This is a genomic window from Niabella agricola (assembly GCF_021538615.1).
Lineage (GTDB): Bacteria > Bacteroidota > Bacteroidia > Chitinophagales > Chitinophagaceae > Niabella > Niabella agricola.
Genome location: NZ_JAJHIZ010000003.1, coordinates 2,516,458 through 2,541,774, shown reverse-complemented (window position 1 = coordinate 2,541,774; position 25,317 = coordinate 2,516,458). Strand labels below are relative to the sequence as shown.

Annotated in this window: 20 protein-coding genes; 14 read left to right on the top strand and 6 right to left on the bottom strand. The window is 46.5% G+C overall.

Features of this window, described 5'->3' with window-relative positions; genetic code table 11:
- Positions 1-171: 171 nt before the first annotated feature.
- The gene (locus LL912_RS16080; RefSeq protein ID WP_231006952.1) at positions 172-639 is read left to right on the top strand and encodes an Lrp/AsnC ligand binding domain-containing protein; all 468 of its coding nucleotides are present in this window, start codon (positions 172-174) and stop codon (positions 637-639) included.
- Positions 640-735: 96 nt separating this feature from the next.
- Here LL912_RS16080 and LL912_RS16075 read toward each other — a convergent pair whose 3' ends face one another.
- The 4 genes from LL912_RS16075 to LL912_RS16060 all read right to left on the bottom strand — a co-directional run bounded on the left by LL912_RS16075 (position 736) and on the right by LL912_RS16060 (position 5,005).
- Entirely contained in the window at positions 736-1,821 is a 1,086-nt protein-coding gene (locus LL912_RS16075) for an ABC transporter permease (RefSeq protein ID WP_235554601.1), read from the bottom strand.
- A gap of 38 nt (positions 1,822-1,859) precedes the next feature.
- A complete protein-coding gene (locus LL912_RS16070) occupies positions 1,860-2,981 on the bottom strand; it encodes a glycosyltransferase (protein ID WP_235554600.1) in 1,122 nt (373 codons plus the stop codon).
- Between the two features lie 117 nt (positions 2,982-3,098).
- The gene (locus LL912_RS16065; protein WP_235554599.1) at positions 3,099-3,875 is read right to left on the bottom strand and encodes a hypothetical protein; all 777 of its coding nucleotides are present in this window, start codon (positions 3,873-3,875) and stop codon (positions 3,099-3,101) included.
- A gap of 269 nt (positions 3,876-4,144) precedes the next feature.
- Complete coding sequence (locus tag LL912_RS16060; protein WP_235554598.1) at positions 4,145-5,005, bottom strand: alpha/beta hydrolase; 861 nt, start codon at positions 5,003-5,005, stop codon at positions 4,145-4,147.
- A 113-nt stretch (positions 5,006-5,118) separates the two neighbouring features.
- On the opposite strand from LL912_RS16060, the gene LL912_RS16055 reads away from it, so the two are divergent.
- From LL912_RS16055 to LL912_RS16030, 6 genes are all read left to right on the top strand, one after another.
- Positions 5,119-5,706, top strand: coding sequence for a hypothetical protein (locus tag LL912_RS16055; RefSeq protein WP_235554597.1), 588 nt, complete (start codon positions 5,119-5,121; stop codon positions 5,704-5,706).
- Between the two features lie 185 nt (positions 5,707-5,891).
- Positions 5,892-6,332 carry a MarR family winged helix-turn-helix transcriptional regulator gene (locus LL912_RS16050; protein WP_235554596.1) on the top strand — a complete coding sequence of 147 codons (441 nt, stop codon included), beginning with the start codon at positions 5,892-5,894 and terminating at the stop codon, positions 6,330-6,332.
- Between the two features lie 34 nt (positions 6,333-6,366).
- Complete coding sequence (locus tag LL912_RS16045; RefSeq protein ID WP_235554595.1) at positions 6,367-6,519, top strand: hypothetical protein; 153 nt, start codon at positions 6,367-6,369, stop codon at positions 6,517-6,519.
- Positions 6,520-6,556: 37 nt separating this feature from the next.
- Positions 6,557-8,350 (top strand): acyl-CoA dehydrogenase family protein, encoded by a 1,794-nt coding sequence (locus LL912_RS16040; RefSeq protein ID WP_235554594.1) that lies wholly within the window; start codon positions 6,557-6,559, stop codon positions 8,348-8,350.
- Between the two features lie 306 nt (positions 8,351-8,656).
- Positions 8,657-10,678, top strand: a complete 2,022-nt coding sequence (locus tag LL912_RS16035) for a DUF3857 domain-containing protein (protein ID WP_235554593.1) — start codon at positions 8,657-8,659, stop codon at positions 10,676-10,678.
- Positions 10,678-12,594: a DUF3857 domain-containing transglutaminase family protein gene (locus tag LL912_RS16030; RefSeq protein WP_235554592.1), complete on the top strand. Its 1,917-nt coding sequence runs from the start codon at positions 10,678-10,680 to the stop codon at positions 12,592-12,594. Before LL912_RS16035 ends, LL912_RS16030 begins: the two co-directional genes overlap by 1 nt.
- Before the next feature lie 88 nt (positions 12,595-12,682).
- Here the strand turns inward: LL912_RS16030 and LL912_RS16025 are convergent, their stop codons facing one another.
- Both LL912_RS16025 and LL912_RS16020 read right to left on the bottom strand, forming a co-directional pair.
- Positions 12,683-13,432 (bottom strand): rhamnogalacturonan acetylesterase, encoded by a 750-nt coding sequence (locus LL912_RS16025; RefSeq protein WP_235554591.1) that lies wholly within the window; start codon positions 13,430-13,432, stop codon positions 12,683-12,685.
- Positions 13,432-14,853, bottom strand: coding sequence for a pectate lyase family protein (locus LL912_RS16020; RefSeq protein ID WP_235554590.1), 1,422 nt, complete (start codon positions 14,851-14,853; stop codon positions 13,432-13,434). The genes LL912_RS16025 and LL912_RS16020 overlap by 1 nt, the downstream gene beginning before the upstream one ends.
- Before the next feature lie 286 nt (positions 14,854-15,139).
- Here LL912_RS16020 and LL912_RS16015 point away from each other — a divergent pair, with 286 nt between their 5' ends.
- From LL912_RS16015 to LL912_RS15985, 7 genes are all read left to right on the top strand, one after another.
- On the top strand, positions 15,140-16,177 hold the full coding sequence (locus LL912_RS16015) for a LacI family DNA-binding transcriptional regulator (RefSeq protein ID WP_235554589.1): 1,038 nt from the start codon (positions 15,140-15,142) through the stop codon (positions 16,175-16,177).
- A gap of 46 nt (positions 16,178-16,223) precedes the next feature.
- Positions 16,224-17,402, top strand: coding sequence for a mannonate dehydratase (gene uxuA / locus LL912_RS16010; protein WP_235554588.1), 1,179 nt, complete (start codon positions 16,224-16,226; stop codon positions 17,400-17,402).
- Positions 17,403-17,573: 171 nt separating this feature from the next.
- Positions 17,574-18,248: a response regulator transcription factor gene (locus tag LL912_RS16005; protein ID WP_235554587.1), complete on the top strand. Its 675-nt coding sequence runs from the start codon at positions 17,574-17,576 to the stop codon at positions 18,246-18,248.
- Positions 18,249-19,610 carry a sensor histidine kinase gene (locus tag LL912_RS16000; protein ID WP_235554586.1) on the top strand — a complete coding sequence of 454 codons (1,362 nt, stop codon included), beginning with the start codon at positions 18,249-18,251 and terminating at the stop codon, positions 19,608-19,610. It abuts the gene before it with no gap.
- A gap of 163 nt (positions 19,611-19,773) precedes the next feature.
- Positions 19,774-21,015, top strand: coding sequence for a TolC family protein (locus LL912_RS15995; protein WP_235554585.1), 1,242 nt, complete (start codon positions 19,774-19,776; stop codon positions 21,013-21,015).
- Between the two features lie 2 nt (positions 21,016-21,017).
- The gene (locus LL912_RS15990) at positions 21,018-22,109 is read left to right on the top strand and encodes an efflux RND transporter periplasmic adaptor subunit (protein WP_235554584.1); all 1,092 of its coding nucleotides are present in this window, start codon (positions 21,018-21,020) and stop codon (positions 22,107-22,109) included.
- Between the two features lie 47 nt (positions 22,110-22,156).
- Positions 22,157-25,255 (top strand): efflux RND transporter permease subunit, encoded by a 3,099-nt coding sequence (locus LL912_RS15985; RefSeq protein ID WP_235554583.1) that lies wholly within the window; start codon positions 22,157-22,159, stop codon positions 25,253-25,255.
- Positions 25,256-25,317: the final 62 nt, after the last annotated feature.

The following is a 25,317-nucleotide window of genomic DNA, read 5'->3' as shown; positions in this document are numbered from 1 at the left end:
AAATTTCATCACCCCACAGTGTAAAAGAACCCGCTGTTTCAGCGTTTGATAGAACAAAAATAGAGAATCTTCCCTGTTCATTCCAAATAATTCAATAAAAATTTTGAAAATATAGAAAATGTTTAAATATTTGCAATGATTGTTAAATTATTTGAAATCAACATTGCCTAAATGAACAATAAATTGAATCTGGACAAACTCGATTTGCAGATCATCCAGCACATGATGGAGGATGCAGAGATCTCTTATGCCGACCTCGGTAAAAAGCTTTTTGTATCAGGCGGTACCATACATGTGCGCATAAAAAAACTGCAGAAAGACGGCATAGTGAAAGGTACGAAATTAAATACAGACCTGAAACTATTAGGGTATGATGTAATCGCTTTTATCGGCATTTATCTGAAAGAAAGTTCTCTTTATGATTCTGTAGCCAAGGAATTGTATAAGTTAAAGGAAGTGGTACGGCTCAATTATACGACCGGAAACTATAGCATGTTTGCAGAGATCATTTGTAAGGACATCAGCGAGTTGCGGAACGTACTGCACGAGAAACTGCAAAAGATCAAAGGCATCGAAAGAACTGAAACGCTGATCTCTCTTGAGGAAAGCTTTGCCAGAAATGTAAAAGTGCTGGACTAGGGTCGTTTAGGCCTTTTAGTTGATGCGATGGTTGTGTCCAATTTCAATGGGGATGCAATAGCAACGCGTTGTGTAATGGCGCGCATGCTGACGACCTTACAGTTTTCCTCTTACGTTGAGTGCATCTCGTAAACCGTTTCCAAAAAGATTAAACGCCAGCACAAGGATCATGATAGCAAATCCCGGGGCCAGCGCCAGCATGGGGTTTTGAGTAATAATGAAATTATAGTTTTCCTTGATCATTAGTCCCCAGCTGGGTTGAGGCGGTTGTACACCAACACCCAGGAAGCTGAGCCCGGCTTCAATAACAATGGCCGACGCAAAGTTGGCCGCTGCAATCACCAATACGGGTCCCATAATATTGGGCCATATATGCCCCGCAATGATCCGCGCATTTTTAAATCCAAGCGCCTTAGTGGCTTCAATATATTCCAGTTCTCTTACCGCCAGCACCTGCCCCCTCACAAGCCGCGCCACGTTCACCCACATCGTTAATCCCACAGCAATAAATACCTGCCAGAAGCCTTTGCCCAACGCCAATGTAATGGCAAAAACCAATAGTAATGTAGGGATGCTCCAGATCACATTGATGAACCACATAATGGCTTCGTCGATCCTGCCCCTGTAAAACCCGGCAAGCGAACCAAGGATCAATCCGATGCTGATAGAGATCAGCACAGTAATCATCCCTACACTAAGACTCACCCTCGTGCCCACAATAAGCCTGCTGAGGATATCCCGCCCGTAACTGTCGGTTCCCAGCCAGAACGTTTTTGTCACAATGGGTGTTTGGGCCAGTTGTGCTTTTGCAAAATGCACCTGCTCTGTAACGCCTTCATCAATATATTTATCAACGAAAACGCTGTCGGATGTATACCGGTAACTGGTAATGGGAATATAATCCGCCTGGTCCGGCCGGCCATTCAGCAGCTGCTGTACCAGGCCGGAAAAATCTGGCTGCTGTTCTTTTATTACTTTTAAAAAAGTTTGCTTCCTCCCGGGCTTGGCACCCCCGATCTCAAGAATAATGCGGTTGGCATTGGGAGACGCATCTTCTGCCAGGAAATAACAGAAGATTGCTACGAAGATGGAAAAAAGAATCACGCATAAACCCGCCAGGGCTCCTTTATTTTTTTTGAGTCGTTTCCAGGCAGGCTGGCGGAATATGGAGAATAATTGCATGCGTTTCAAATGTAAGAAAAAACCGATCTGTAACCGGATTATTTTACCTGGCGTCCCTTCCACTCATACCGGCCAAAACTTCCCAGGAACCCTGCAAGTATCGTGTACCCGATATGTAGCGGCTGGAACAGAAAAAAATATTTTAATCGCGATCCCTTGCCAAAGAACTGTGCTACGCTTTTAATAAAAGGATATTCGATAACGGTTTTTAAGATCCAAAAGGTAAGCAGTAGATACAGGCTGGTGCTGTTTACAAAACCCGCAAAGAACAAGACCAAAAACGAAAGGTTAAAAAGATATACCAGCAACAACACGGCAAAGATGCGCTTGTCGTCATAACTGGTGGCCTTGCTGGCCCAACGGATGCGTTGATTGATGAATGCCTTCCAGCTGGACGCGGCCGCAGTTTTAACAATCGCTTGCCGGGACTTAAGATAGGCAATGCGATGTGGATACCGTTTCCATATTTTGTGCATCAGCAGCATATCATCTCCGGAGGCAATAGTGTCAATGCCCCTGAATCCGTCCACCTCCGCAAATACATCCTTCCGGTAAGCCAGGTTGGCGCCATTGCACATGGTATGTATATTTTTATAAACAGAAGCACCCGTAATTCCCTGCAATGTCAGGAAATCCAGGTCCTGGAATACATTCACCACCGTTTTTTCTTCTAGAAATGCAACGGGCGCCGCAATAAATACCGGGTCCGTTTTATGAATTGTCTGTGCAAACGCCTGCAGCCAGCCGGCCGGAACCATACAGTCGGCATCGGTACAAACGATCCATTTGTTCTGCGCTGCGGCTATCCCGGTTTCAATGGCTTTTTTCTTATAGGAGTTCAGTGCTCCGCCGGTGAGCCGGATAAGGTTGATCAAAAACGTTGCATTGTTGGCGGCGCGGAACTGTGCTACGAGGGCCGCTGTATCGTCTTCCGAATGATCATCTACAACGATTACTTCAAAAAGATGAAAGGGATATGCCTGTTGTTTTATCGATTCCAGCAGGTGTAGGATATTGGGGGCTTCATTCCTGGCGGGAATGATAACTGAAAAGGTAACCGGATGACCGGGAGTTGCATCATCGGGCTCCAGGGTTTGCAAGGGGATCTGTTTCCAGCTTTTTGTATAAAACAGGATCAGAAATGTGTAAATAACAAACAAGAAACATAAAATGCCGGTGAACCACATGAAACAGCAAAGCTAACGGTTCCGGGTTGAAAATGTGCAGCGGTGATGGCCAGCAGCATGAAGACATCTTATGCCGGGTATTGTTCCGCCTCACAATAAAAGGATTAACCCGATTGTAATGGCTGTATAGAGCCCTATGACCTTATAAGTAGCCAATTTATCCTGCCGGTATTCTTTAAAAAAAGCTTTTTTCATTGTTGATGTGCCGGGTGTTTGCCGGAGTAGTCTTACCAGCTTTTTGTCGTATGCTACTGCAGCAAACATAAGCTCCTTTTTTGCATAGAAGTCCTGCAGGATATTAAAAAAATAGTGAGGTTGTACCAGGGCTACCTGATAAACAACTTCACTAAAATACCTGCTTGAAGAGGGGTATTCAGCAGGCAAGGTTTTTAAACTATCGATAAGTATTGTATAAGGAATTGTTTCGGCATTGCGAAGGATAAAGTTTGTTGTATTTGAAAACCGGGTTTGTTCCCGGGCGGTGCTGTCTTCGATATTTTTGACGGCTTTATCCGTTCTGCTTATAAACGCATAATGGTCCTGGTTTTTTCCGGGAACGCTGTTCCAGGCAACGTACCCGTTTCTAAATGTATAATGGTATAAGGGAAAGCAGCTATTCAGGCTGTGTGAAAGCGCAAAATAACTTTTCAGAAAATAGGCATGATTTAAAATAGAATCGGCTTCGCCGGTGGTCGCTACTTTTTTTATGGGTAATTTTTCATTTTTACCGGTTTGCAGGAAATAGCCGCCAACACTGGTATCCAGTAAATATTGCCGGCTTTTGAATACATGGTCTGAGGTTGGATAAAGCGTATCAATGAAGATAACTGCAGGTCCTGTTCCCGCCTTATCAACATATACACCCATTTTGTAAACCTTTATCATGTTGTTGATACATTCTATATAATGCTGTTTATTTTTTTTTACTGTTTTATAAAAGCAGCGGGAAGGTGTTTGGGAAAATACCCGTAAACAGATCAGTGAAGAGGACAGGAGTATTGCGGTGCTTATAAGTGCAGATAGTCGGGCCATATGCCTGGTTTGTTTTGAAGTGGAAAACTAAATGATTCGTATTTTTAAATAAAGCAGGATAAGATGATTTAACAATTTTCTAATAGCGACATTTAGGATTAAAATTAAAGTAAATCAAGAACCCGGTGCACTGTTTTGTCCTGCAACAGCCGGTGGCCCGTTTCCAGTACATAGGTTTGGGCAAACGGTTCGATGTTTTTTATAAACTGAAAACCGCGCCTCGCAGGGATCACACTATCGTATTTTCCAAAATAAAGCTGCACGGATGTTTGTCTGCGGGCAATTATTTTTTTTATCTGTGCAATATCGGGTTTAAAAAAGCGAAAGGCTGTCCAGGTGGTATACAGCATTTGACGTACCTGCGGCCGGTGGAGATAATGAATGGTAAACTTTTTGACCCCGGCATTGATCACTCCGGCTTTATTCAGGATGCCCGCAAATTTTATCAGCCACCACGGGTGTTTCATCGTAAATGCAAAAAGACGATTACCTATCATCGTATGTGCAGAGCACCAGTACCAGAAACTCATTTCCAGACCATCCGGGGCCAGTAACAGCAACTGTTGAACGTTTTGGGGATATTGCTGGTAGTAGGATAAACAGATGCGCCCGCCCAGGCTAAATCCCACCAGGATGAGCGGCGTTGTGGCAGCAAAAGACTCCGCGGTCAACACCAGTTGCAGGATTTCATGAAGCTGGTCCGGCGTAAAACGGCACCCTTCCCTCCAGCGGGTATTTCCATGAAACGGCGCATCAATGGCCAGGATGGTAAACCGGTTGGTGTTGTTTTTAAGAACTGAAAATGCCTGCGCCGATTCATTGAAGCCGTGGAAACAGACCACCGGTTGAGCGCCGGTGCCGCTAACGCCATAACTAATGACCGATTGCCTGTATAAAATGTATTTCTGTTCCAGATGTGCCGGTTTGAAACTTTCCGGTAATATTGCAATTTCGGTGTTTTTCACTGGCGGGCCCCGCAATACAGGATTAAAAAAGCGATTTCGTCACAAAAAAACAGCAATTCATTACATGTACAGGGCGGCGGCGCCTGCCGGTTCAATACTTTTGAAAAAAAACAATGCGTATTATCCTGTACTGCCTTTCTGCCATCGCAATAGCCGGCAGTTGTAATAAAAAAAAGGATCCTCCTGTACCGGAACTTCCGGACGCCACCATACAATATACCGATCTGCATAACCGGACGGTAGCGTTTGGTCAGAAAGGTTCGGTTGATGCAGATGCAAACGGAACGGAAGACCTGGCTTTTAGAACGGCACTGGTGGGAGATCCGATCAACAAGGAAGATAAGCAGCAATGGCGGGTTCAGGTTTACTCCACAACCCGGCTGCCGGTAAATACAGATGACCGCATCCCGGTAATGTCCCCAAAACAGCAGGTCAGTGTACAGGATTTCAATGGGTATCATTGGGCGGAAGGGGTTGCCGCATTACTTACGGAGCGGGTAACCAACGAAAATGATCAGGTATTCTGGCGGGGCGACTGGACAACAGCGGATCACCGGTTTATTCCATTTCGGATCACCCGTAATGGCCGGACCTACGCCGGTTGGGTTGAGGTGAGTTTTAACAAAAACCAGGAACAATTAATATTACACCGGGCCGCTCTTTCATTGAAAGAAAACCAGGCCATCGAAACCGGTAGTTAACCTTTCATATTTACGAGTTCTTCCCGAACCTGGAAGACAAAGGCGGTATCAAAAGTTTTATTCCCCCCGGGAAACGGACTTTTGATGCCGCCGTTCTTTTATTTGGTTTATTGAGCAGAATCAATTCCCAAATGTTGGAGTGATAAAAAAATAAACTAACTTTGGTTAGTTGTTAAAACAACTATATGCCAAACAACCAATTTAAAAAAAGTGAATTGTACAGCTTCATTACCAGTGTGGCCAGTACGGCTATTGCCCGGAGGTTGCAGAAAAAGTTCAATCAGGCGGATTTAAGTCTGACCATTGAACAATGGAGTGTGCTGTACCATTTATGGAAGGAGGATGGCATTAGTCAGCAGGATCTTTGCAAGGCTACGTTCCGGGATAAACCCAGCATGACCCGCTTGGTAGACAACCTTGAGAAAGCAGGAATGGTAAAACGAATTCCTTCGCGGGCCGATCGCCGGAAGAATATGATTTATCTTACGGAAAGAGCGAAGGAAATGCAGGATACCTGTTACGGTTTTGCAGAGGAAACCGTAGAAGAAGCACTTGCAGGCGTAAGTCAGGATAAAATAGAAGTTTGTAAAGAAGTACTGAAAGTTGTGTACGAAAATTTAAGGTAGAGCGCTGTCGTTCATCAGCTATAAGCTGTTGGCGGTGCGCTTTCAATATGAGCCGGAAAGCTGGTCCTTATTCCACAGCCGATGGGTTGCCGCAACCCTGAATGGCGGCGCCCCGGAGGGCGGCAGTACCGGAAGGCACCTGGCCTGGAAGGTGCGGAACGATGCCGGGGCAATGCACGAACGGTGAAAGCCCCAAGTATTAAAAAACTTAAAAAACAAAAACAATGGATGCTGCTGTAAACAACGAAACGATCACTAAAGGCGCGGAATGGCTGATAAAAGAACAGGACCCGGCCGCAACATTTATTGCCAACGAGTTTGATGAAGAGCAGTTAATGATCCGGGATTTGTGCAACCAGTTCCTGGAAGCGGAGGTGTGGCCCAACCTGGACCGTATTGACAGTATGGAACCGGGGCTGATGAAATCGCTGGTGCAAAAAGCCGGAGAACAGGGACTGCTGGCCACCTCATTCCCCGAGGAATACGGTGGGTTGGGGAAAGATTTTGTAACCTCCACCATCATTAATGAATACCTGGGTGCAGGGCATTCGTTTTCTGTGGCCATTGCGGCGCATACGGGCATCGGCACCCTGCCCATTTTATATTTTGGAAACCCGGAACAAAAGCAAAAATATATTCCAAAGCTGATCACCGGTGAGTGGACCGGCGCCTATGGGCTTACTGAACCCAATAGCGGAAGCGATGCCCTAAGCGCGAAAACCACGGCCAAACTAAGTGATGATGGGAAATATTATTTACTGAACGGACAGAAATGCTGGATCACCAATGGGGGCTTTGCAGATGTATATACCGTTTTTGCCAAAGTGGACGGCGATAAATTTACCGGCTTTATTGTAGAGCGTGGCATGGAAGGGTTTACCCAGGGACCGGAGGAACAGAAAATGGGCATCAAAGGCTCTTCTACTGTACAATTATATTTCCAGGATGCGAAAGTACCTGTTGAGAACGTACTGGGGGAGATTGGTAAAGGACATAAGATTGCCTTTAATATATTAAACATAGGGCGCCTGAAGCTTTGTGCAGCAGCGCTGGGCGGGGCACGCAAGGCCTTTAATACATCGCTGGAATATGCAAAAACGCGGGAACAGTTCAAACAACCCATCAGTAATTTCGGGGCCATCAAGCATAAAATAGCGGAAATGGCCATTGGCATGTTTACTGCCGAATCGGCGCTGTACCGTACGGCTAAATGGATTGATGCGTTTGAAAAAAAGTTGCTGGCAGAAGGCAAACCTTTTAATGAAGCCTTACTGGGTGCAGCAGAAGAATATGCTATTGAATGTGCCATGTTAAAGGTTTTTGGAAGCGAGCTGCTGGACTTTGTGGTAGATGAGGGGGTACAGATCCACGGTGGAAACGGGTTTAGTTCAGAATACAATATTTCCAGGGCTTACCGCGATAGCCGGATCAACAGGATTTATGAAGGTACCAATGAAATCAACCGGCTGCTGATCCTGGATATGACACTGAAACGTGCCATGCAGGGAAGGCTGAACCTGATGGGGCCGGCCATGGAAGTGCAAAAAGAACTGATGAGCATCCCGGACTTTGGTGGGGAAGACGAAACGCCGTTTGCGGAAGAACGGAAACTGATCGCCAATCTTAAAAAGGCAATCCTGATGGTAGCCGGTGCTGCCGCACAAAAATTAATGATGAAGATCGAAGGTGAACAGGAGATCCTGATGAACATTGCCGACATGGCCATGGATGTATTCCATGCAGAAAGCATGCTGCTGCGTACCATGAAGACCGCAGCAACCAACGGTGAAGCCGCAGCGGCCGCCTATGCAGACATGACCCGGATATACCTGTACGATGCGGCCGACAAGATCAATAAAGCAGGCAAGGATGCCATCAACGGGTTTGCCGAAGGCGACGAGCAGCGCATGATCCTGATGGGATTGAAGCGGTTTACCAAAGCACAGCCCTTTAACAGCAAGGAGGCGCGGCGCCGCATTGCTGATCAATTAATCAACACAGGCTATTACTATTTTTAATACCCTCCGTATGAACATTGAGAAACCGGGGCTTTGCCCCGTTTTTTTTGCGCCCGATTAGACCTTGCTGTTTCCCGGCGCGGCAAAAACGGCCCGGCCTATCAAAAAAATATGGCCCGGCAAACTGCAATGAAGCAGGGAAATTTCAAATATATAAATAACTTAAACTGAAAATACTCTTTGCAGAGGATGAGCGGTCAGGAGATCACTCCTGATGCACGCGGCCGCTCCGGCGATCGTTTTATCCCGTTAAAAATTTTTCCAGTTTTAACAGAGCCTATATATTTGTTACTGTATTTAACTATTATGAGAACGACGTTATTTTCCGTACTGCTGTTTTTGATATGCTTTTTATGCCAGATCGCCAATGCCCAGGAGGGGGCCAATCTTAAATTTGGTAAGGTTACGGCCGCTGATTTTACGCTTCGATCGCCTGTAGTAGACTCCAACACCAGTGCGGTGGTACTGGCCGATGTAGGCAGTTCCCGGATCGAAGGCAATAATAAAGGGTGGTTTTCGCTGATCCATAAACGTACGACAAGAATCAAAATCCTGGATAAGAAGGGCTTTGATGCCGGTAATGTGTCCATCGACCTGTATGTCTCTCCCGATGGGGAAGAAAAGCTGACCGACATAAAGGGGATTACCTATAACCTGGAAAACGGCTCCGTACAGCAAACCAGACTGGAAGCGGCAAATATTTTTAAAGAAAAACAGAGCCGTCGCTGGACTTCACGGAAATTCACTTTTCCCAATCTGAGGGAAGGCTCAATTTTGGAATATACGTATACGATTGAATCGGAATTTTTATTCAATCTCCGGCCCTGGGAATTTCAAGGAGCATATCCGCGGCTGTTTACCCAATATACTGTTTATATTCCCGAATTCTTCCAGTATGTATTTTTGTCGCAGGGGTACGTGCCTCTGAAAAATACGAAAAAGGACGTCTTTAAAAGCTGGTCGGTATCGGAATCGAGCGGAACCCAGGCTACGGAGCACTATTCGCTTTCGGGCTATGAAACGCAAAATACCTGGTCGGCAGCGGATGTGCCGGCATTAAAAGAAGAGCCGTTCACTTCTTCGCTTCACAACCATAATTCAAAGATCGACTTCCAGCTTTCGCAGTACCGTTTTCCAAATATGCCGCCCAAGGATATAATGGGCAACTGGGCCACCGCCAGCGAGCAGCTGTTAAAACATGAAAATTTTGGAGCGGAGATCACAAGGCCCAATTACTGGCTGGGAGATGTGGTAAAAGATATAGTACCTGCAGGAGCCGGCAACCTGGAGGCGGTACAGGCAGTGTATACCTACGTAAGGGATCATTTTACAACCACCCAGTCAAACGGGTTTTATATTTCCGAGCAAACCACTCTAAAAGATGTGTACAGGAAAAAAAGCGGAACGGCCGCAGAAATCAATATGCTGCTCATTGCTATGCTGAAACAGCGGGCCATTACAGCTGATCCCGTATTATTAAGTACCCGGAGCCATGGCTGGGCCAACCCGTTTTATCCGTTGCTGGATCGGTATAATTATGTTATCTGTGCTGCCCGGGTAGATGGAAAATCCTATTACCTCGACGCTACAAGGCCCCGTTTGGGCTTTGGAAGATTGCCAATTGAATGTTTTAACGGCCCGGGTTTTGTGGTAAGCGCCGCACCGAGGAATGTAAACTTTGAGGCGGACTCATTACGCGAACAAAAAACAACACTGCTGTTCCTGATGAACAAGGAAGATGGCAAAGGAATGGAAGGTTCTTTCAGCAGCACCGTCGGGCATTTTGAATCGTACCAAATCAGGGATCAGCTGGCAACCAAGGATATGGATGCCTACTTTAAAGAGACGGAAAAATCCTATTCCTTCCCGATGAAATTCTTTGATACGCAGATCGATTCATTGAAAAAGTTAGACTATCCGGTTACCGTGCGATATAAAATGAGCTTCGACACCGGCGGAGAAGATATGATTTATCTGAACCCGATGTTCGGGGAAGCGGTAAAAACCAACCCCTTTACCTCGGCCGAACGGAAATACCCGGTAGAAATGCCGTTTACCATGTATCAGATCTTTGTGCTAAACATGGAATTACCAAAGGGCTATGAAGTAGAAGAATTGCCCAAATCAACCAGGGTGATGCTCAACGAAAACGAGGGCATGTTCGAATATATTGTCAGCTCCTCAGGTGGGCGCCTGATGCTTCAGAGTAAGATCGACATCCGGAAGGCTGTTTTTCAGGCGGAGGATTATCAGACCTTGCGCGATTTTTTTGGACATATTGCCAGAAAGCACAGCGAGCAAGTGGTATTAAAAAAAATTAAACAGTAATGAAGGAATTTTTTAAGAAGGTTTTTGTTTTGCTTACAGCGATGGTATTGTCTGTATGGGCAAAAGCCGAATATCCTGCAAGTGCGATACCGGAAGCCCTGCAAAAAAAAGCTGACCTGGTGAAGCGCCTTGATGAAACCATCATAGAAGTGCGGAATACCGGTAAAGCCATTTACCGCCGGCACTATGTATATACCATTCTCAATGAGGCAGCGGATGCATATGCTGCCCTGGTTGTAGGGTATGATAAATTTCGGCTGATCGACGATATTTCCGGCACACTTTATAATGCGGAAGGAAAGAAGCTGCGGTCGGTAAAGAAAAAAGACATTCAGGATGAAAGCGGATCGGATGGCTCCAGTCTGATCACAGACGGACGGTACAAGTATCATAACTTTTATTACAAACAATACCCCTATACGATCGAATATGATATGGTGATGGAGCTGAACGGACTGTTTTATTTTCCGGAGTGGATGCCACAAAGCGGGCCAAAGATTGCAGTAGAAAGCAGCCGGCTTAGTGTAGAAGCTCCCAGGGACTATAACCTGCGTTATAAAATGTTTCATTATACGGGCATGCCGCAGGTGAAGGATCTGAAATCTACAAAACTTCTTTCCTGGCAACTGGGCCCGGTGCCCGCCCGGGAAGAGGAACCCTTTGCCCCGGAATGGAACCAGCTGGTGACCCGGGTGCTGATGGCACCGTCTGATTTTGAGATCGGGGGGTATAAAGGAAATATGGATACCTGGCAGCAATTTGGAAAATTTATGACCACCCTTTATGCCGGACGCGATGTATTGCCTGCGGGTATAAAAACAAAAGTGCGAGAGCTGACGGCAGGGTTAAAAAACGATCGGGAGAAGGTTGATACGCTGTACCGGTATATGCAGCGAAACGCGCGTTATATCAGCATTCAGCTGGGCATCGGAGGATGGCAGCCGCTGGATGCCACCTATGTTGCCGAAAAAAAATATGGAGATTGTAAAGCATTGTCGAATTATATGGTGGCACTGCTAAAAGAGGCAGGTATCAAAGCACATTCTGTATTGATCAGCGCAGGAGCCGATGATAAAGATATTGTAAGTGACTTCCCCTCCAATCAGTTTAATCATGTGGTGGTTTGCGTACCCGGCACCCGGGATTCCATATGGCTGGAGTGTACCAGCCAAACCGTTTCACCCGGTTATATGGGAAACTTTACCGGCGACCGGGAGGCTTTGCTGATTGACGATGCGGGCAGCAGGCTGGTAAGAACACCCGCGTATAGTCAGGCGGAAAATACACAGTTCCGGGTGATTGATGCCCGGCTGGATGCGACCGGTACATTGGATGCAACAGTTGTAACCCGCTGCACAGGACTGCTGCAGGACGACCTCCATGGTGTAATGTATGGGTTGTCGGATGAAGAGCAGCAAAAAAGATTACGCAATCATTTTTCGCTTCCCAACTACGAAATCAATGCATTTGCTTACCGGGAAGCCGGGAGCAGTGCGGTACCGGTTGTCACTGAAAAAGTACAGCTGGTATCAAAGAACTATGCAACCATTACGGGGAAGCGCCTGTTTATTGCGCCAAATGTATTAACGGGCAATAACCGCAAACTTCCGGATGAAGAGCAGCGGAAAGAGGAAATCATATATCCCTATGGTTTTAAAACGGCAGACAGTGTTTCGATCCGGATACCGCAGGGCTATATGGTAGAATCCATGCCGAAATCGGTAAGCGTGGAAAATGCTTTTGGTGTGTATGAGATCCGGTTTGAGTTAAAGGCAGATACGATCTGGATGACCCGCAGGTATGAGCGTAACAGCGGCCGTTTTCCCGCGGGGGACTATAAAAAAATGGCGGCTTTTTACGATACGATCTATACCGCCGACCGGTCGAGGATGGTGTTGGTAAAAAAAGGAGAATAAGCCTTTGGGTTATCGCCTGCGTTTTATTGAGCAATGTAAATTGCGGTACTACAACTACCATGAATATAGCAAAGATGAACTACCTGGCTTATGGAGTAGCCGGTTGATAAATGTGGCGGGCCAGCTCGGGTAGTTGTTTACGGATGGCAAACAACACCAGTTCCGCAACTTTCCGCGCCCCTAGTTCTGTAAAATGTGTATCATCTGTTTTCCCCGCCGGGTAATGCGGATGCTCACCCGGTAAAAGATGCATAAATAACAACCGCGAAGGACCTTCGCCTAATTGCTGGTATAATTGCTGGCTTTCCCGATCAAGATCAATGAAGGGGGTGTGCGCAACTTTTGCCACTTCTCTAACAATACCGGAATAAACGGCATGTGTTTCGGTTACCATTCCGGCGGTATCAAATTTTCTCCGGCCAACAGGCGTAATCAGCACCGGAACCGCGCCCTTACTTCTTGTTTCGTTAATAAACTGCAACAGGTTGCTTTTGAATTCCGGCTCGGGGGTGTAGGTTTTTTTTGTAGGCACTTCATCGTTATGTCCAAACTGGATCAATACATAGTCTCCGGCTCCTGCTTCCGCAATGATTGATTGCCAGAGGCCCTCTTTTTTGAACGAAGAAGTACTTCTTCCGTTTTTTGCCTTATTTACCACTATTACGGAGGTATCCCAAAAATAAACAAACGGCATGCCCCATCCGGTTTCCGGGAAGGCTTTCTGATCTTTTATAGCCATGGTTGAATCGCCAGCCAGGAAGATCTTGGTTTTTTTCTCAGCAACTGGTGCAAAGGCTGAAAGAAACACTAGTAAAATACCGGTCCAGGTTTTTTTCATCATCTATCGTTTACAAGACTGTTAATGTATATTTCAATATTTGAATAACGGGCATCCAGTGTAAAAGCAGTAGCATCCTGCCTGTTGTTAGGATTCAAAGCATGCGCCTCTTCCCAGTCGTCCGGTATACCGTCCAGGTCGGTATCCACCGGCGGTGGCACCTGTTTTAGAACGGGCCAGGCTGTTACGGTTGCTTCATAAAGAGCGCCATGTGGGTAATGGCCCTGCACATCAATAAGCGCTCCTGTCCGGTTCCTGACGTCGTTAATGATGCGTTGGTCCAGCGTATCTCTTTCCGGTAAAATGGCTCCGGTCTGGTTCAGTACGGCGGTATAGGCCTCCGCTGCAGATTGAACCGGCAGCGTAATAGCATGGAAGGGCCGGGTTGCAATGGCTTTTTGTTTATCCGCCTCCGTTCCGTTGTTGCCCATATGAATACCTTTATAGTTGTTAGCGGTTACATCCGGCGCCCCGTCTACATAGTTTCCGGTTACATAGTATTGCCCAAATGGAATCTGCTTTTTTTCTTCCTTATAGGGATTTACAATCCGGTAGCGTACGGAAGCCCTGGTGGCAGGCCCGTATTTGAAATAATTGTTTACAATATTATAAAATCCGCCCTCTCCACCATAAATATTATTACCACCCCAGTTGTAGATTACATTATTTTGAAAGTCGGCCAGCTCCGAAACAGCGCCCAGCCGCACACCATTGAACCGCGGATTGCGGCTGTTACAGTGGGCAAAAAGATTATGATGCGCACTGAAATGCGCGCCACCCCAAATACCGCCGTAGCCATGATGCTCAAAGTCGCGATCGCCTTCTTCAAAGTGATAGGAATAATTAAGCGGCTCAAACAGCATGTTCCATTGCAGGGTGGTACTGTCGCCCCGGTAAACGGAGCAAACTTCGTCGGTGCTCCAGCTCATGCTGCAGTGGTCGATGATGATATTGTTGCGACCCGCCCCACCAAAGGCGTCGTCGCCACCGCCTCCGTTCACCATGCCCTTATTTTGATAGCGGTCGCCCATCCGGAAGCGCAGGAACCGGATGATGATATGATCGCCTGCCAAAACAACCGGCTGGTCTGCCAGGCAAATGCCGCCACCAGGTGCTGTTTGCCCCGCAATGGTTTTGTTGCCTTTTATATTCAGTCTGCTTTTTAAGTGGATGGTGCCCGAAACCCCGAATACAATGATGCGGGGCTCATCTGAACTTACTGCTTTTCGAAAGCTTCCTTCGCCTTCATCATTTAAATGAGTAACGATATACACACGGCCGCCCCTTCCGCCGCGGGTATATTTTCCGAAGCCCTCCGCACCCGGAAAAGCAAGGGCTCGCCCGCTGTTTGAAACGCCGGTTTCCTGGGCGGAGCCATAGAACACAGTGATAGAAAGAATAAGCGTCAGCAGGCGATGCATATACTCAACAATTTTGGGGAACCAGCGTTAAAAAAACCAAAGGGAAACGATGATCATACAGGCGGTCCCTAATACAGCGTATAAAAAGCTCTTTTTTCATATATCGACTCAAATGCTCCGGATGCTGAGCCTCAGGAACACCGGGCGCCGGGGCCAACCGTAACGGTTACAAGGTAGGATTATTTTCGAATTGATCATCTGCCCTGTAGGCCGGTATTTACGCAATCGTTGCCGGCAGCGATTGTATAAATAGAGTATATTCGCTTACCGTTTAAGATATGGATATATGAAACTCAATGCCATCACAATAAAGGACATCGCCAGGGCACTTGGACTATCTGCCTCCACGGTTTCAAGGGCATTGCGTGACAGTTATGAAATCAGCGAGGAAACAAAAAAGAAAGTACGGGATTATGCCGATGAAAATAAATACCGGCCCAATCTTGCTGCATTGAGCCTGCGTAAGGGTAAATCCCGGTCGATCGGGGTTATTGTTTCAGATATTGCCAATAGCTATTTCAGCCAGGTCATTGCCGGTATCGAGTCGGTTGCCAATGAAAAAGGGTATAATGTAATTATTACTCAAAGTAAAGATTCGGCAGAGCGGGAGCAGATGATCGTAAACGACCTGACTTCCCGGTCGATCGATGGACTCATTGTTTCACTGGCGGCAGGTACCACCGATTATTCGCTGTTTGAAGAAATGATTGAGCGGGGCGTTCCAATTGTTTTTATAGACCGTATAGCGGAACACATAGAAACACATAAAGTAACGGCTGATAATTTTACCGGCGCTTACGACGCTGTTCGCCACCTGGCAAAGAATGGATACAAAAAAATTGCGCTGATCGCTAACAATAAAAATCTTTCCATATCCAAAGAGCGCATAGAAGGATGCATGAAGGCGTTTGAAGAGCTGGGACTGGAACAGGACGGAAAGTGGGTGCAGTTTTGTGCAGCCGGAGGTTCAGACGACCGGGAGATTGAAAAAGTGATCACCTCATTGCTGGATATGGAGAACCGGCCGGATGCATTACTGACTTTATCGGATACGCTATCTTTAAAAACGCTCCGCATTCTGAAACAAAAACAGGTGCGGATCCCGGAAGAGATAGGGCTAATGGGGTTCTCGAACTTTAACAACTCCGAATTGCTGGATCCGGCCCTCTCCGTGATTTATCAGCCATCTGTGGAAATGGGTAGTGTGGCTGCCAAATTACTGCTTGGTGATATAGAAAGCAAGCGGCCCGTGACCCGTTTTACCAAACAAGTACTGTCAACCCGTATCATTACCCGGAAAAGTAGTGCGCCTGCACATTTATAAATCGCTTATTTTTGGGCGAATCAGTATTTCTAAACGATAAAAGAGCATGAAACAAACGCAAAATGCCATGATCCATACGATGCGCTGGTATGGCCCCAATGATCCTGTTAGTTTAAGTGATATAAAACAATCCGGTTGTACCGGCGTGGTTACAGCCCTTCATCACATACCTGTTGGAGCCGTGTGGGAGATTGATGAGATCAATAAGCGGAGGCAGGAAGTAGAAATGGCCGGGCTCACCTGGGAGGTGATTGAAAGTCTGCCGGTACATGAAGACATAAAAAAACAAAGCGGCAGTTTTGAGCAATATATCGAAAACTATAAGCAAAGCCTCAGGAATGTAGCAGCTTGTGGGTTAAAGGTGGTCACTTACAACTTTATGCCGATACTGGATTGGATGCGCACTGATATTAACTATACGGTTGCAGACGGAAGCAAAGCGCTCCGTTTTGAAAAAGCCGCATTCATTGCGTTTGATGTATTCCTGCTGAAACGCCCCGGAGCTGAAATCGATTATACAGCCGCTGAGCTGGAAAGCGCAAAAAACTGCCTCGAAAAATTAAGTGAGGCAGATAAAGAAACCCTGTACCGCAACACGCTGTTGGGTTTGCCCGGGAGTGAGGAGCGTTTTACGGAAGAAGAAATCCTGAAGGCGTTAAAGACCTATGAAGCTATTGATGCACAAAAATTAAAACAACATTTATTCTATTTTCTGCAGCAGGTGGTTCCGGTAGCGGAAGCGGCAGGGTTAAAAATGGCCATTCACCCGGATGACCCACCCTTCCCCATCCTGGGATTGCCCCGGATTGTAAGTACGGAAGCCGATGCGCGGGAACTCATTAACGCCGCACCGTCTCCGGCCAATGGACTTTGCTTTTGCACCGGTTCATACGGTGTGCGTGCGGATAATGACCTGGCCGGAATGGTGGAGCGCCTGGGCGATCATATCCATTTCCTGCATTTGCGCAGCACAAAAAGAGATGAGTCCGGCAATTTTTTTGAGGCCGACCACCTTGATGGCGATGTAGATATGTATGCCGTTGTAAAGGAAATCGTAAAGACCATGCGCCGCAGGGGTGTATCCATTCATATGCGTCCGGATCATGGGCATCAGATGCTGGACGACCTGAAGAAAACCACTTATCCGGGTTATTCAGCTATTGGACGATTGAGAGGATTGGCGGAGTTAAGAGGTCTGGAACTGGGCATTCAGCGCAGTATTTAAGAGGGTTGATTTTTACAGCGATCCTTTTCCAGGCATCATCCAATGGTTCCGGAAAAGGATCTTTTTTTAGCATAGCCGGAAGCTGCCTATATCCCGGCACAACCGCTATTATCCGGTTTATGACCGTTTTTCTGCAATTATCATCGATCTTTGTATCTTCATTGATCAGGTATGAAAGCTTTTTTACTGGAAGATGACAGCGTTTTGTCGTCGGAGATCTTATTCTATCTCAACACCCATGCCATCGACTGTGTGGCGGCGGCAGATGGGCGAACCTTTCTGGAACGGGCATTCGGGGAAAAATTCGATGTTTATATCCTCGATATCAACGTGCCGTTGGTCAATGGGCTGGATGTTTGTAAAAAAATACGCGAGCAGGACGCCGGAACGCCCATCATCATCATATCGGCCTATGATGATATCCTGGAAAAGAAAGAAGCCTTCCTGCGCAATGCAGATGATTACCTGGTAAAACCTTTTGTACTGGAAGAACTGTTGCTGCGTATTCATTCCCGGCTCCGCAGTACTGCGCAAAAGGAAAGCAGCTCCCGCATTGTGGTGGAAGATCTTGAAATTTATCCCGACGAGTATAAGGTGTTCAGGGGCGGACAGGAAATACAGCTCACTCAAAAAGAGTTCCAGTTGCTGGTACTGCTGGCAAAGGCAAACGGAAGAACGCTTTCCAAACAATACATCTCGGATGAAGTTTGGCAAAACCAGTTCCAGACCACGCACAATACCATCGAAGTGTATATAAATTTTTTAAGAAAAAAAATTGACAGGCAGTTCGACGTAAAGCTCATTCATACCCGTCCGGGTTTTGGCTACTACCTGAAACCAGTTTAGATGACATTAAAAAGAAGGATAGCGCTGAGCTGGAGCATTGCTTATTCACTGCTTTTTGGCGTACTGATGGTGATCATTTATTACGCCTTTTATGATTTCAGGCGCGATGAATTCCGGCAAAACCTCAAGGATAAGTCGATGGTGACCGCGCATTTTATTGCGAAAACCCCCGACTTTATAAAAGGTGTTCCGCAGTTCTTAAGCGAATCCGACGATGGCTTGTACAAAGAAGAGATCCTTATCTTTAATCAGGATAAAAAACTGCTGTACAGTACCGTTAAGGATGAAAGCGTTTCCTGGGACGCCAACCTGCTGAAAGAACTGGATCTTAAAAATGAAATTTATGTAGAAAATACCACGCCCGAATATTTTGGTGTACTGGTTACCATTGATCATCAAAAGTTTTACATACTCACCAGTGCGGAAGATGTGAACGGGCGCTCCAAACTCCGTTTTCTTGGTTATATCCTGCTGCTTACCTATTTGATCAGTACCACCGTGGTATGGCTCAGCAGCTATTTCTTTGTACGGAAATTGTTAAGCCCGCTGGACCAGTTAACGCAACAGATAACGGATATTACGGCGCATAATATTACAGAGCCGGTACCTGAAAAAGGAACCAATGATGAAATTACCGTACTGGCCCGCTCCTTTAATACCGTAATGCGGCGGATCAATGATGTGTTCCAGTCGCAAAAAGATTTTACATCCAGTGCCGCGCATGAGATCCGTACCCCGCTAACCCGTATTGCGTTCCAGCTTGAAAATTTGAAATACCTGACAGGGCACCCCGAACAAACAGGCCAAACCATTACCAATATCATTAACGATGTGCACCAGCTTTCGGACCTGGTCAGATCCCTGCTGCTGCTTTCAAAATTCGATAAAGAGAACATCAGCAGCATTTATGAAACGGAGCGTATCGATGAAGTGATTTTTAATGCATACGAACAGGTATTAACCCAGTACCCCGAATTAAAGATGGACTTTACCATTCTTACGCAGGACGAAAAAGAACCGGTGCTGCTTATAAACGGGATCCGTTCATTGCTTGAAATTGTATTTATCAATCTCCTGAAAAATGCAGCCGCGTATTCCATTGCTTCAAAGGTGGTGGTCGCCATCCGGGAAACAGAAGAATGGATAGAAGTAGATGTATGCAGTTACGGCCCCCAGCTCCGGGAAGAAGAGCAGCAGCGGCTTTTCGAGCCGTTTATGAGAGGCCGCAATGCCCAGCACCTGGCAGGGTCGGGTCTTGGACTGCCCATTGTAAAGCGGATCATCGATTATCATAAAGGGCAGATCCTGTATCTGCCGGTTGCACCCGATCAGAATATTTTCCAGATCCGGTTGCCTTTGTAGCTACGGCTATCCAGCTATGACCTATCCGTGTTCGGTTCTTAGCGTATAGCTTATAATGAACAACTAACCGCTGGCGGCTCCCCCGATTTTTAAGCTGATTTTAAGCTAAACTTAAGGCGGCTTTAAGACCCATCATTCAATTTTGCCCTAAAACGGGTAATGTATGAGGGTTGTTTTAGTTTTTGCAGGATTGGTAACAGCTATTTCGGGTTTTGGACAGGAACCAAGGACCCTGGAAGATTGTGAAACCGCATTTATAAAAAACAACCTGTCGCTCCTGGCGCAGCAATATAATGTTAGCCAGGCAGATGCCGATATTGCACAGGCAAAGATCTGGGACCTGCCCCAGGTAAGCTTTCAAACCAATCTATATAATCCGGATGCCCATAAAGCTTTTGATTTAAGCAAGGCCAACAGCCTGTCTGTTCAGCAGCTGCTGTACCTGGGTGGGAAAAAGAAGTATGAAGTGGCGTATGCCCGCAGCAACCGGGAGCAGGCCCTGCTGGAATTTGACCAGCTGCTGGCGGAATTAAAAGCTCGCCTGAACGAGACTTATTATACCCTGCATTACGAAGAAAAAAAACTCATTGATATCAATACACAATTAACCTATATGGCGGGTTTACTGGAGGCCTTTAAGGTACAGACGGCAAAAGGCAATACGTCGCTTAAAGAGCAGGTGCGGTTGCAATCCATGGTGGTACAGCTCAACAATGATAAGATCGGGATCGTCAATGCCATACTCCAGCAACAGCAATTGTTAAAAACATTTACCGGGTGGCAGGAAAATATTCACACCGCCATCACCGATTCGGAAGACAGCATTCTGTTGGCCAAACGCCCGTTAATTCCCCTGGAAACGATCAAACAACAGGCTTTGGAACATAATGCCGGCTATCGTTATTCCTTAAAGAATATTGAAGCCAGTAAGATCAATGTAAACTGGCAGCGTTCGCAGAATGTGCCCGATCTTACCCTGGGTGGAGAATGGGATCAGCTGGGCGGCGCCTTCCGCAACGAAGTGAATCTTACGGTGGGTATCCCCATCCCGCTCTGGAAGCGGAATAAAGGCAATGTTACAAAGGCGCAGTACCAGGTAAAGGAAAGCCAGGCGAACAGCGATATGAAGAAACTGGATCTCGAAACTTCGGTGGAACTGGCCTATCAGACCTGGGAGAACCAATATGATCAGTATGCTGCGGTTAAAGCAGAAGACCTGCAAAATCTGCAGACTGTGCATACGGGGATGATGGCCAACTTCAGGAAGGGAAATGTAACCCTGATCGATTTTACAGATTTTATGGACAGCTACCGGCAAACCATCTTACAATTATATGAAATGAAAAAGCAGCTCATGATCGCTGCACAGGAATTGAATCGCTTAACACAATCAAAAATATTTTAAGAATGAATCGGGTACCGATATTGCCGGCACTGGTGATGATCCTGCTGATATCCTGCGGGCAAAAAGAAAACGGGAAGCAGCAAAATATTATAAAAGGTTTTGAGCTCAGTGATGTGATGATGCGTTCCACTACAACAGAAGTGGTACACAGCCAACCCGTCGAAACAGAAATGAATTTCTTTGGGAAGATCTCGGCCGATAAGAATAATTACATCGATGTATATCCGCTGGTGGGAGGCAATGTGATCAGCGTGAATGTGGAGCTAGGTGATTTTGTGCATAAGGGCCAGGTGTTGGCCACCATCCGCAGTACAGAAATGGCAGGCATGCAAAAGGATATCAGTGATGCCAAAACCGATCTGGCCGTGGCACAAAACAATTTACGCGTAGCCCAGGAAATGTATGAAGGAAAGCTGAGTACCGAAAAGGAAGTGCTGGAAGCGCAGAGTCAGCTTACAAAGGCGCGCGACCAGTTAAAAAGAGCAGAAGCTGTAGGTACCATTTATAATATCCGCAATGGAAATATTTATTCGGTAGTGGCACCGATTAGCGGGTATATTGTTCAAAAGAATATTAACAAAGACATGCAGCTTCGAAGCGACCGGTCGGATAATATTTTTGATGTGGCCAATACCTCCAACGTGTGGGCCATAGTGAACGTGAATGAAGCCGATATTGATAAGATCGGGTTAGGGATGAAGGCTGAAGTCGCCACCTTAAGCTACCCCGATAAAACGTTCTATGGGAAAATCGATAAGATCTTTAAAATCATCGATCCTCAAACCAATGCCATGCAGGCAAGGGTGGTGCTGGATAATGTACAGGGGCTGCTGATACCGGAAAGTAAGGCCACCATAAAGGTGTTTAATACGCAGACCAGCAGTGCTATTGCCGTGCCTTCAAAGGCGGTCATTTTCGACAACAATAAAAATTATGTGGTACAGTTCCTTTCTCAAAGCAATCTTAAAGTAAGGGAAGTAAAAATATTGCAACAAACCGGTGCGGTTACGTACATCTCCGAAGGTTTGAAAGAAGGAGACCGGGTAGTAACCAACAACCAACTGATGATCTACCGGTCGCTCAACGACCAGTAAAGGGGCAACAGGAACACTATTGAATGACTGAATAAATACGGGAAGGCATGAACAGGTTTATAAAGGGTATTATTACATTCTCTTTGAAGAATAAGGTTTTTACATTTGTATGGGTGGGCATCCTGGCCATTGCGGGGCTGATCAGTTTTAAGAATATGCCCATTGAAGCCTTTCCGGATGTGACCAATACCCAGATCGTGATCATTACCCAATGGAACGGGAGAAGTGCAGAAGAAGTAGAGCGCTTTGTAACCACACCCATTGAACTGGCCATGAGCCCGGTGCAGAAAAAGGCCAGCGTGCGGAGCACCACCATGTTCGGATTGTCTATTGTAAAAATAATTTTCGATGATGGCGTAGAAGACATGATCGCCCGCAACCAGGTCAATAACCAGTTGCGCACCGTGAGCCTGCCGGAAGGAGCGGAGCCGGAAGTACAACCGCCCTATGGACCTACCGGGGAAATTTTCCGCTATATTTTAAAAAGTTCTAAAAGAGATTCACGTGATCTGCTGACCCTGCAAACCTGGGTGGTAGACCGTGCCCTGCGGGGCGTACCGGGCGTGGCAGATATTAACGTATTTGGAGGGCAGGATAAAGTATTTGAGCTAAGCATTGATCCCAGGAAACTGGATAAGTATAACCTAACCCCGTTGCAGGTATATGATGCAGTAGCAAAGAGCAACCTGAACGTAGGAGGCGATGTGATCGAGAAGAACGGGCAATCCTATGTGGTGCGTGGTATCGGGCTGCTGAAAACCCCGGACGAAATCGGAAATGTTACGATCCAGACGGATAACGGCAACCCCATCCTGGTTAAAAATATTGCCGAAGTGCGCGAGAGTTCGCTGCCACGTGTGGGGCAGGCAGGGCTGGATAGTGCATCGGACGTTGTACAGGGAATCGTGGTGATGCGCAAAGGAGAAAATCCAAGAGAGGTGCTGGACGGCGTAAAAGCAAAGATCAATGAGCTCAATACAAAAACACTTCCGAAGGATGTAAAACTGGTTACATTTTATGACCGGGATCATCTTATGGATTTTACCACGCATACAGTACTGCATAACCTGGTGGAGGGGATCATATTTGTTACGGTAATCGTTTTTCTGTTTATGGCCGACTGGCGCACTACACTGATCGTGTCCATTATCATTCCGCTGTCGCTGCTTTTTGCCTTTCTTTGTTTAAAGATGGCAGGTATGAGCGCCAACCTGCTGTCGCTGGGGGCGGTTGATTTTGGGATCATCATTGATGGGGCTGTGGTAATGGTGGAAGGTGTGTTTGTGATGCTCGATCATAAAGCCCGGAAATATGGCATGGAGAAATTCAATAAGCTGGCAAAAGCCGGCTGGATCCGACAAACTGGAGCCGGGTTAGGTAAGGCGATCTTTTTCTCAAAGCTGATCATCATTACTTCTCTACTTCCCATCTTTTCTTTTCAGAAAGTGGAAGGAAAAATGTTCTCGCCGCTGGCTTATACTCTTGGTTTTGCATTAACAGGGGCTCTGTTGTTTACACTGACCCTGGTGCCGGTGCTCTCGCATATTTTACTGAATAAAAATGTGAAGGAGCGGCATAATGTTTTTGTGAGCTTTTGGGACCGTATTGTTGAAAAGGGTTTCCGGGCAACATTCCGCAATAAGCGTCTGAGTCTAATTGTGGCGCTGGCCTTCCTGGTCATGACCCTTTTCTCGGGGAAATTCCTGGGAACCGAATTTCTTCCTCAATTAAATGAAGGTTCGTTATGGGTGACGGCAGAAATGCCCATGAGTACTTCACTAAGGGAATCGATGAAAACAACAGATGAGCTAAAAAATGTGATCCGCAGTTTTCCGGAAGTGACTGGTGTGCTTTCCCAAACGGGTCGAAGCAATGATGGAACGGATCCGAATGGTTTTGGATTTGTGCAATTTGCTGTAAACCTCAAACCCCGGGATGAATGGAAACGGAAAATAACAGTGGATCAGCTGATAGAAGAAATGGACCGAAAACTAAAGAAATTCCAGGGCATTACATTTAATTATTCCCAGCCGATTTCCGATAATGTGGCAGAAGCTGTGGCCGGTTTTAAAGCTGAAAACGGCATTAAGATTTATGGCGATGATCTGAAAACCCTGGACGGGCTTGCCGGACAGGTGCTGGAACAAGTCAAAACGGTGCCGGGCGTAAAGGAGCCGGGAATCATTAAAAATATCGGTCAGCCTGAAGTAAGTGTGGTGCTCGATCGTAATAAGATGGCGGCTTATGGCGTACAGCCAGCCGATGCGCAGGCCGTACTGGAAATGGCGTTTGGTGGCAAAACGGCTTCTGAAATGTACGAGGGAGAACGGAAATTTGACATTCGTCTGCGCTATGCTTCGGAATATCGTAAGGACGAGGAAGATATTGCCCGGTTGATGGTGCCCAGCCAGGATGGAACCAAGATCCCTTTAAAAGAGATCTGTGATATTTTAAGGGATAACGGAGCCGCATTCATTTATCGGGACAATATCAAACGCTACATCGGGGTTAAATTCTCCATCCGCGACCGGGACCTGGGCAGCACCATTGCCGACGCACAAAAAAGAGTGGCCGGTATTGCGTTGCCGGATGGGTATAGCATCGGCTGGACGGGACAGTTTGAAAACCAGGTACGCGCCTCGCATCGCCTGGGGCAGGTAGTGCCGGTAAGCATTATCATGATCTTCTTTTTACTGTTCATTCTTTTTGGGAATATGAAAGACTCACTCCTGGTACTGGCCAATGTTCCGTTCGCATTGATCGGGGGAATCATTGCGCTGCATCTTACGCATATGAATTTTGGAATTTCTGCCGGTGTAGGTTTTATTGCATTGTTTGGTATCTGTATCCAGAACGGGGTGATCCTGATTTCCGAATTCCACAATAATATTAAACTGAATATGCCGCTGAGCTATGCCATCCTGCAGGGGGTGAAGGCGCGCACAAGACCCGTGGTGATGACGGCGCTGATGGCCTCAATCGGTTTACTGCCGGCAGCGCTTTCCACAGGTATTGGTTCCGAATCACAAAAACCACTGGCCATCGTGATCATTGGCGGACTGATCACCGCAACGGTATTAACGCTGCTGATCTTTCCCATTATTTTCTGGGTGTTTAACCGGACAAGAAAGGAAGCGATACATTAGTTATTATGAATAGTCTGCCGGTTTGTGTTTTTTATTTAGGGTTACTTATTTTACAGCTCTCA